This is a genomic window from Microvirga sp. P4_G7 (assembly GCF_056401005.1).
Genome location: NZ_JBFUKD010000097.1, coordinates 1 through 8,558 on the forward strand (window position 1 = coordinate 1; position 8,558 = coordinate 8,558).

Annotated in this window: 12 protein-coding genes; 5 read left to right on the top strand and 7 right to left on the bottom strand. The window is 63.6% G+C overall.

Annotated features, from left to right (window positions below):
* From AC1DT3_RS06835 to AC1DT3_RS06855, 5 genes are all read left to right on the top strand, one after another.
* Positions 1 to 1,128, top strand: a 1,128-nt coding sequence (locus tag AC1DT3_RS06835; protein ID WP_477464500.1) for a Re/Si-specific NAD(P)(+) transhydrogenase subunit alpha, incomplete at its 5' end; no start/stop codon positions are given.
* Between the two features lie 18 nt (positions 1,129 to 1,146).
* Positions 1,147 to 1,581: a proton-translocating transhydrogenase family protein gene (locus tag AC1DT3_RS06840; RefSeq protein ID WP_477464501.1), complete on the top strand. Its 435-nt coding sequence runs from the start codon at positions 1,147 to 1,149 to the stop codon at positions 1,579 to 1,581.
* Positions 1,582 to 1,585: 4 nt separating this feature from the next.
* Complete coding sequence (locus AC1DT3_RS06845) at positions 1,586 to 2,986, top strand: NAD(P)(+) transhydrogenase (Re/Si-specific) subunit beta (RefSeq protein ID WP_477464502.1); 1,401 nt, start codon at positions 1,586 to 1,588, stop codon at positions 2,984 to 2,986.
* 67 nt (positions 2,987 to 3,053) lie between these two features.
* Entirely contained in the window at positions 3,054 to 3,530 is a 477-nt protein-coding gene (locus AC1DT3_RS06850; protein ID WP_477464503.1) for an N-acetyltransferase family protein, read from the top strand.
* A 65-nt stretch (positions 3,531 to 3,595) separates the two neighbouring features.
* Positions 3,596 to 4,033, top strand: a complete 438-nt coding sequence (locus AC1DT3_RS06855) for a hypothetical protein (RefSeq protein ID WP_477464504.1) — start codon at positions 3,596 to 3,598, stop codon at positions 4,031 to 4,033.
* Here AC1DT3_RS06855 and AC1DT3_RS06860 read toward each other — a convergent pair.
* The 7 genes from AC1DT3_RS06860 to AC1DT3_RS06890 all read right to left on the bottom strand — a co-directional run bounded on the left by AC1DT3_RS06860 (position 4,009) and on the right by AC1DT3_RS06890 (position 8,426).
* Positions 4,009 to 4,575: a nucleotidyltransferase family protein gene (locus AC1DT3_RS06860; protein ID WP_477464505.1), complete on the bottom strand. Its 567-nt coding sequence runs from the start codon at positions 4,573 to 4,575 to the stop codon at positions 4,009 to 4,011. The genes AC1DT3_RS06855 and AC1DT3_RS06860 overlap by 25 nt on opposite strands.
* Positions 4,576 to 4,593: 18 nt before the next feature.
* Entirely contained in the window at positions 4,594 to 5,427 is an 834-nt protein-coding gene (locus AC1DT3_RS06865) for a tetratricopeptide repeat protein (protein WP_477464506.1), read from the bottom strand.
* Between the two features lie 225 nt (positions 5,428 to 5,652).
* The gene (rpsU, locus tag AC1DT3_RS06870) at positions 5,653 to 5,919 is read right to left on the bottom strand and encodes a 30S ribosomal protein S21 (protein ID WP_477464507.1); all 267 of its coding nucleotides are present in this window, start codon (positions 5,917 to 5,919) and stop codon (positions 5,653 to 5,655) included.
* A gap of 163 nt (positions 5,920 to 6,082) precedes the next feature.
* Positions 6,083 to 7,162 (bottom strand): 5-(carboxyamino)imidazole ribonucleotide synthase, encoded by a 1,080-nt coding sequence (locus AC1DT3_RS06875; protein ID WP_477464508.1) that lies wholly within the window; start codon positions 7,160 to 7,162, stop codon positions 6,083 to 6,085.
* A gap of 4 nt (positions 7,163 to 7,166) precedes the next feature.
* Positions 7,167 to 7,658 carry a 5-(carboxyamino)imidazole ribonucleotide mutase gene (purE, locus tag AC1DT3_RS06880; protein WP_477464509.1) on the bottom strand — a complete coding sequence of 164 codons (492 nt, stop codon included), beginning with the start codon at positions 7,656 to 7,658 and terminating at the stop codon, positions 7,167 to 7,169.
* A gap of 89 nt (positions 7,659 to 7,747) precedes the next feature.
* Complete coding sequence (locus AC1DT3_RS06885) at positions 7,748 to 7,948, bottom strand: YdcH family protein (RefSeq protein ID WP_477464510.1); 201 nt, start codon at positions 7,946 to 7,948, stop codon at positions 7,748 to 7,750.
* A gap of 166 nt (positions 7,949 to 8,114) precedes the next feature.
* Positions 8,115 to 8,426, bottom strand: coding sequence for a hypothetical protein (locus AC1DT3_RS06890; protein WP_477464511.1), 312 nt, complete (start codon positions 8,424 to 8,426; stop codon positions 8,115 to 8,117).
* Positions 8,427 to 8,558 lie beyond the last annotated feature (132 nt).

Below are 8,558 nucleotides of genomic sequence, written 5' to 3' on the forward strand. Positions count from 1 at the left end.
GCCGTTCTCTCCGAAACCGACTCCGTGGAAACACGGGTCGCCGCAACGCCTGAGACCGTCAAGAAATACAAAACGCTCGGCGCCGACGTGGTCATCCAGTCCGGCGCCGGCGTGAAAGCTGGGATCCCCGACGCCGAATTCGAGGCGGCCGGCGCGACCATCGCCAAGGATGCCAAGACGGCCGCGAAGGATGCGGACATCGTTCTCAAGGTTCGCCGCCCCTCGGAAGGCGAGCTGAAGGGATTGAAGCCCGGCGCCATCGTGATCGGGATCATGGATCCTTATGGTCAGGACGAGGCGCTGAAGGCCATCGCCGAGGCCAAGGTCGCAGCCTTCTCCATGGAGCTGATGCCGCGCATCACCCGGGCGCAAGTCATGGACGTGCTCTCCTCGCAGGCCAATCTCGCCGGTTATCGGGCGGTGATCGACGCGACGGGCGAGTACGGCCGCGCCATGCCGATGATGATGACGGCGGCCGGCACGGTTCCGGCGGCGCGGGTCTTCGTCATGGGCGCCGGCGTCGCCGGCCTCCAGGCCATCGCCACGGCACGCCGCCTCGGTGCGGTCGTCACGGCGACCGACGTTCGCCCTGCCGCGAAGGAGCAGGTCGAGAGCCTCGGTGCCAAGTTCATCGCGGTCGAGGACGACGAGTTCAAGCAGGCCGAGACCGCCGGCGGCTATGCGAAGGAAATGTCGGCCGAGTACAAGGCCAAGCAGGCGGCGCTGGTCGCGTCCCACATCGCCAAGCAGGACATCGTCATCACCACGGCGCTCATCCCCGGACGTCCCGCGCCGAAACTCGTGTCGCGAGAGATGGTCGAGGCGATGAAGCCCGGCTCCGTCGTTGTCGACCTCGCCGTCGAGCGCGGCGGCAATTGCGATCTCGCGCAAGCCGGCAAGGTTGTCGACCACAACGGCGTGAAGATCGTCGGGCATCTCAATGTGCCCGGACGTCTCGCGGCGTCCGCCTCGGCGCTCTACGCCAAGAACCTGTACGCCTTTGTCGAGACCCTGATCGACAAAGAGACGAAGGCGATTGCCGTCAAGTGGGATGACGAGCTGGTCAAGGCGACCTGCCTCACCCGCGATGGTGCAATCGTCCATTCCGCCTTCCAGCCGACAACCTGAATTTAAGGGGGTAAAGCCATGGCACTCACGCCCGAACAGGCTGTCGAGCAGTCGAAAGCCGCCGCAGCCGTCGCCCAACGGGCCGCCGACGCGGCTCAAGCCATCGCCGATCAGGTGGCGCTCGCCGCGTCTGCCGCTACGCACGGTGCGGTCGATCCGACAGTGTTTCGCCTAGCAATCTTCGTGCTGGCGATCTTCGTCGGATATTATGTGGTCTGGTCGGTGACGCCGGCCCTGCACACGCCCCTGATGTCGGTGACAAATGCCATCTCCTCCGTGATCGTGGTCGGCGCGCTTCTCGCCGTCGGCGTCAACGTCGCGCCGGGTATCGGCGACGGCCCGGTCTGGGCACGCGCCCTCGGCTTCGTCGGTCTCGTTCTCGCATCGATCAACATCTTCGGCGGCTTCCTGGTGACCCAGCGCATGCTCGCCATGTACCGCAAGAAGGGTTGAGACGATGTCGGCTAATCTCGCCTCGATCCTCTATCTCGTCTCCGGCGTCCTGTTCATTCTGGCGCTGCGCGGCCTCTCCCACCCGACAACGTCGCGACGCGGCAACCTGTTCGGCATGGTCGGCATGGGCATCGCCATCCTGACGACGCTGTTCGTGCAGCCTCCCGGTGATTTCGGCGGCTGGGCGCTCGTGGTCCTCGGCCTCGCCCTCGGCGGCGGCATCGGCGCACTTGTCGCCAAGCGCGTTCCCATGACGGCGATGCCGCAGCTGGTCGCTGCGTTCCACTCGCTCGTCGGACTTGCCGCAGTCCTCGTCGCGGCTGGCGCGCTTTATGCACCGCAAGCCTTCGGCATYGGCGGCGTGGGAGCGATCCATGGCGGGTCGCTGTTCGAAATGGCGCTCGGCGCCGCCATCGGCGCGATCACCTTCACGGGTTCGGTGATCGCCTTCCTGAAGCTCGATGGACGCATGTCCGGCAAGCCGATCATGCTGCCGCAGCGCCACCTTTTGAATATCGGCCTCGCGGTTCTTCTCTTCGTTCTGCTGGTCGTCTTCATCCAGACCGAAAGCCATGCGGCGTACTGGGGCATCGTACTGGTGTCGTTCGTGCTCGGCGTCACGCTGATCATCCCGATCGGCGGCGCGGACATGCCGGTGGTGGTCTCGATGCTCAACTCCTATTCGGGTTGGGCGGCGGCGGGCATCGGCTTCACGCTCGGCAATCTCGCGCTCATCATCACCGGTGCGCTCGTCGGCTCATCGGGTGCGATTCTGTCCTACATCATGTGCAAGGCCATGAACCGCAGCTTCATCTCGGTGATTCTGGGCGGGTTCGGCGGCGAGACCTCCGCGGCCGGCGCCGGCGCGGTCGAATCCCGTCCCGTCAAGCACGGTTCGGCGGATGATGCCGCCTTCATCATGCAGAATGCCGAGAAGGTGATCATCGTGCCGGGTTACGGCATGGCGGTCGCGCAGGCGCAGCACGCCCTGCGCGAAATGGCCGATCAGCTCAAGGCCGCTGGCGTCGAGGTCAAGTACGCGATCCATCCTGTCGCCGGCCGCATGCCGGGGCATATGAACGTGCTGCTCGCCGAAGCGAACGTGCCGTACGACGAGGTGTTCGAGCTGGAGGACATTAACGGCGAGTTCGCCCAGGCGGATGTGGCGTTCGTCATCGGCGCCAACGACGTGACGAATCCGGCGGCGAAAACCGACCCGCAATCGCCGATCTTCGGCATGCCGATCCTCGACGTGGAGAAGGCCAAGACCGTGCTCTTCGTCAAACGCGGCATGGGATCGGGCTATGCCGGTGTCGAAAACGAACTGTTCTTCAAGGACAACACCATGATGCTCTTCGGCGACGCGAAGAAAATGGTCGACGAGATCCTGAAGAACATGGACTAACCGCCGCGCCTCTGCGGTATTGATGAGAGGCCGGATCCGTCCGGCCTCCATCATGAGGGGACGAGACATGAGCGTGAGCCTGCGGACCGCCCTTCTCGCCGATCGTGACGCTGTGATCGCGCTCATCCACCAGCTCAATATCTTCGAGGCGAATCTCACCCAGGACCGCTCGCGCGATTACGCAGCAGCCGAGGCCTATTACGACGAGCTGATGCGCCGCCTGTCCGGCCGCGAAGGGCGCATCGTCATTGCCGAGACAGACGACCGGATCGTCGCGGTGATGGGATTTTCCGTCGACCAGGACGCCGCCTACGTCGTCGACGACGTGCGGCTGCACGGCACCGTTACCGATCTCATCGTCCATGCGGATTGGCGCAGCCAGGGCATCGGCCAGATGCTCCTGAAAGAAGCCGAGCGGCTGACGCGCCAAGCCGGCCTCAACCGACTCATGATCGCGGCCCTCGTCGCCAACGAGAAGGCGGAACACGCTTATCGAGCGTTCGGTTTCGAACCTTATGTGTCCGTGCTGGTGAAGGACGTTTGAGGGCTGAGAACACCCGTTGCTCATGGCGAGGGGTGGTTATATCGTTGGGATGATTGGGGCATCTCATGATTGCGGTTCTTGCACGTAGCTGTGTTGTCGTCTTCATCCTCGCTGCCTGTTTTCAAGGCCCTGCGGTCGCTCAGAGCGATCGCTACGATCCCGCACTGTACGTGACGGAGACGGCGATCGGTGCGACCCACACTCTTCTCAACCAGGTTTTGCCAGGGGGAGTCTCTTTGAYGCTCGCTGACGCGAAAAAGATTCGGACTTCAGCGGTTCTTTCGGCCATGGGTGAAAGATGCGGTTTGCCATGGGGCCGGCGCGTCTACCTGCCCATGATGGCCTATTACCGGCACACTCGGAAACTGAACGAGAACCAGATGACGGCGCTTGGAGTGGTCCATGGCGTCGAACAGGGAATGGTCTTCCAGGGGCTAAGAAAAGGGGCGTGTCCGGCAGGTGTGCGCGACAAGCTCAGTCAATGGATGGCGAGAGCCGAGTAGATCCCCAACTGCGGCCACCGCGAGGTCCAATTCTTCGCGGCGACACGCGCGCGATAGATGTCGCGCTTTCCGGCGAAAGCCGGCGTAGGCCTCACGATCAATCCGAGAAGATCGTCGACACCATGAGGCGCGATCATTTCGACGCATTCGTCGCGCCGACGTGCGGCAACCGCGGTTGCTGTTTCAGGCCAACAACGGACGGCATCTTCGCTGTCCCGATAAGGCGCATCGCCGTTCTTGAGATGCATGCGGGCCTGGTTTCGCACCGACCACGGGACGGCAGAATCGAGAACGCGCAAGCGCGTTTCGATGTTCTGCTCTGATGTTTGCGAGAGGTCGTTCGGATCAAAGAAGATCACGTCGACATCGGCGCTCGTTGCAAGATCCGGTTCGCGGCCGTGCAGCACATCCCACACGGCGTTGCGAACGAAGCCGGCGCCGATCCAGCCATCGGGAAGCGCGAGCGATTCCACGTGTCGCAGGAGCGTCGACCACGGTTCTTGGCTCTCCAGGAAACGTGCGATTTCCGCGAGATCCCGCACGGGATGAGCCGTYGGCTTTTAGACGCGGCTCTGGCCCTGGCGGGCAACGCTGTTGGAATTGTCGATCGACAGGGCGCGCTGGAAGCTTTCCATGGCGAGCGATTTGTTGCCCTGCTTTTCGTAGGCGACGCCGCGCCAGGCCCAGGAATCGGCGTCCCGGTTGTTGACGTTCAGCGCCGCGTTGAAATCCTCGATGGCCTTATCGTATTGGCCGATCGCGATCAGGCTCTGTCCGCGCGCTGCGTAAGGAGCGCCGACGAAGGGATTGCGATCGATCGTGGCGTCGAAGTCGAGGATGGCTTGCTGGTGCAGGCCCTGGCGCTGATAGAGCAAGCCGCGCGCATGAACCGCTTCGGCCGATTCGGGCAGAAGGCGGATGGCGACGGAGAGGTCGTTGAGCGCGTCCTGATACTGCCCTTGCGCCCGATAGAKATTGCCGCGGCCGATATAGGCCGGGCCGTAGTTGGGGTCCGCCTGGATGGCACGGGTGAAATCGGACAGGGCCTGGTCGTTCTTGCCCGTCTGCCGGAAGGCGAGGGCCCGATTGGCATAGGCCGGCGCGTAGTTCGGATCGAGCTGGAGCGCCTTGGAAAAATCCGCCGTGGCGTCGCTGTAACGCCCGACCCGGGCATAGGCGGCGCCGCGGGTGTTATACGCACCCGGATCGTTGGGATTACGCTGGATCACGTCCGACAGGGAGGCAATGTTCACGCTCGATGTGCCTTGCGTATCCTCCTCGACCACGGCGATCCGCCGGGTCGTGCCCCCACTGGTGGTATCGCAGGCGGAAAGACCCACGGCCAAAAAGACGAGAGCGAGGGGCGCAAAGGGACGAATCGAAAAAGCGAGCACCTTGGATCTCCAACAGATGGGGAAGACGGCCAGTTTGCAGCAAAAAACTTAACGGACACAGAACACTAGGATGCGAAACGCAAAAACTGCAATGTGGCGCTGGGGAACCTTAGGCTCCCGCCGAACGGGACCCGAGGTCTCGCCGGAAATACAAAAGGCGCCCTCCGCTTCCGCAGACAGGCGCCGTTTGAAACTCGTGGTGTCGAGCCTGCAAGGCTCGACTTTTTAGCGCGCCTCGGCGGACCGCGGCTGACCCGGACGGGTCGTGACGGTGCGGGGCTTCGAGGGCAGCAGGCCTTCGCGCTGCATGCGCTTGCGGACCAGCTTGCGGGCGCGGCGAATGGCCTCGGCCTTCTCGCGAGCCTTCTTCTCGGAAGGCTTCTCGAAATGACCGCGCAGCTTCATCTCGCGGAAGATTCCTTCGCGCTGCATCTTCTTCTTGAGGGCGCGGAGCGCCTGATCGACGTTGTTGTCACGGACAAGAATCTGCACGCGAAATCCTCGTATTGCGCAGGTTAGTGATGTCAAAAACAAAGGAGGCGCGCCTTGCGCACCTCAATCTGGGCGGATTCGTTAGCAGAGGAAACCTTGCTTGTCCAGGCTTTCGGGCCGAAAAACAACGCGTTCTAAAGTTGAATCAGGAAGCCTGGATAGATTATCGTTTCTCGGCGAAAATGCGGGTGACGTGGCCCATCTTTCGGCCCGCCCGCGCTTCAGACTTTCCATAGAGGTGCAGGTGCGCGCCTGGCTCGGCGAGAATTCGCGACCACTCTTCCACGTCGTGGCCGATCAGGTTCTGCATCTCGACCCGCCCGCGGCGGGTGGTGTCGCCGAGGGGCCAGCCGCAGACGGCGCGGACATGCTGCTCGAATTGCGACGTCTCGGCCCCATCGAGGGTCCAATGGCCCGAATTATGAACCCGCGGCGCGATCTCGTTGACGACGAGCCGCTCGCCACCGTCTTCCCGAACGAGAAACAGTTCGACCGCGAGAATGCCGACATAGTCGAGGGCGTCGGCAATCGTCCTCGCGATGACGACGGCCTGCTCCTCGGTCTCCGGTCTGACGTCGGCAGGCACGCGCGTCGTGTCGAGGATGTGCGAGCGGTGCTCGTTTTCGCAGAGATCGTAAGCCGCGAACTCGCCGTTGGCCGACCGGGCGGCAATCACCGAGACCTCACGCTCGAAGGGCACGAATCCCTCGAGAACGGCCGGGGAGCGACCGATCGTTTCCCACGCCGAGGAAGCGTCGTCGGCGGAGCGGATCATGGACTGACCCTTGCCGTCGTACCCGAAGCGGCGGGTCTTGAGGACGGCCGGAACTCCGATCGTCGCGACGGCCTGGGCGAGCTCCGTCGCATCGGAAACGGGCGCGAAGGGCGCCGTCTCGATGCCGAGACCGGAAATGAAGCTTTTTTCCAGAAACCGATCCTGGGAGACGGCGAGTGCCTGCGCATTCGGCGCGAGGATCGTATGTGCGCTCAGGATCTCTGCAGTGGCGCTCGGGACGTTCTCAAACTCGTAAGTGACGACGTCGACGGTCTTGGCAAACCGCACGAGCGCCGCCTCATCCTCGTATGACGCGATCGTGCAATCGCCCGCCACGTCGAAGGCGGGGCTGTTGTCCTCCGGCGCGAAAATGTGGGTGCGCAAGCCTAATTGCGCCGCGGCGAGGCTCAGCATGCGACCGAGCTGTCCGCCGCCGAGAATGCCGAGAGTGCTGCCCGGACGGATCATCGTCTCACATTGCCTCGGAAGGGCGTTCGGCGACGCTGTCGCTCTGCCGCTGGCGCCAGGAATCGAGACGCTCGGCCAGGGCGCCGTCCCGCAAGGCGAGAACGGCGGCCGCGAGCAAAGCTGCGTTGACCGCGCCGGCGCGGCCGATAGCGAGGGTGCCGACGGGGATCCCGGCCGGCATCTGGACGATCGAGAGCAGACTGTCCTGTCCCGACAAGGCCTTCGATTCGACGGGGACGCCGAAGACGGGAAGGGGTGTCATGGACGCCGCCATGCCCGGCAGGTGGGCGGCGCCGCCGGCCCCGGCGATGATGATCTGAAACCCCTCCCCCTTGGCGCCCTTCGCGAAGGCCACGAGCCGGTCGGGGGTGCGGTGAGCCGAGACGATGCGGGCATCGTAGGCGATGCCGAGCGCATCGAGGGTCTCGGCCGCGTGCTTCATGGTGGCCCAGTCCGATTGACTGCCCATGATGATGGCTACGGGAATTCCCGCCATGACGCGGCTCCGGGTCGACCTCTGATCAACGGGGAATAGCGAAGCCGCAAGGGTCAAGCAAGGCTGCAGAGGCGCGAAAGGCGCTGGAATCAGGCGATGATGTCCGGCGTGAGCTGGTCTTCGAGGCGGATGATCTGATCCTTGAGCGCGAGCTTTCGCTTCTTCAGGCGCTGAACCTGCAACTGATCGCCCGTGATGATCTGCTCCAGCGCATCGATGGCGTGATCGAGGTCGCGATGCTCCTGCTTCAAACGGGCCAGATCATCGTTGAGTTCAGCCCTGTCTGGCATCGAATGGAACCTTGAGCGTCGCACAGCGACCGCCCTAACGGAAGGGTCGCAAAAGAGCGCGGATTATGCTCTGCGCAACCTTTGAGAGCAAGATGCGGCACTCGCAGGACCCCCTCATGGGTTCGCAGAAAAGTGCGCGTGGCCGTCGCCGCCGCTTCCGAAACGCTCAGCGGCCATGGGTTCCGGGCTCTCGCTTCGCTCGCCCTGGAATGACGGTGGAGGGTGTGGATGGCGGGGGCGATAAGGCAGGCGTTGTGTCGCGCATGAGGCTCAGGCGCTCGTCGTAATGCGTGTACGACGCGGGTCCGCTCGCGCCTGCGCGCCGGATGAGCAGGATCTCGATGGCACCGCGCGTCACGATCCACGCCACGCCGAGCACGGTTGCCATGATCATGAGAATCCAGAGCGCCTGGATGGCGTCGGATGCTTGATGAAACTTGTCGAGCCAATCGGCGGCGAAACTGTAGGGCTGGTCCATTCAATACCTCCCACTTCTTGCTGAAGCGACCACCAGGAGCCCTGGTGGTCGGGGAGTTAAGAAGCCGCCTACAGACGACCGCGCTGTCCTTTAGGCTCGCGCCCTGGACATGCGACAGCACCTCCCCGACCG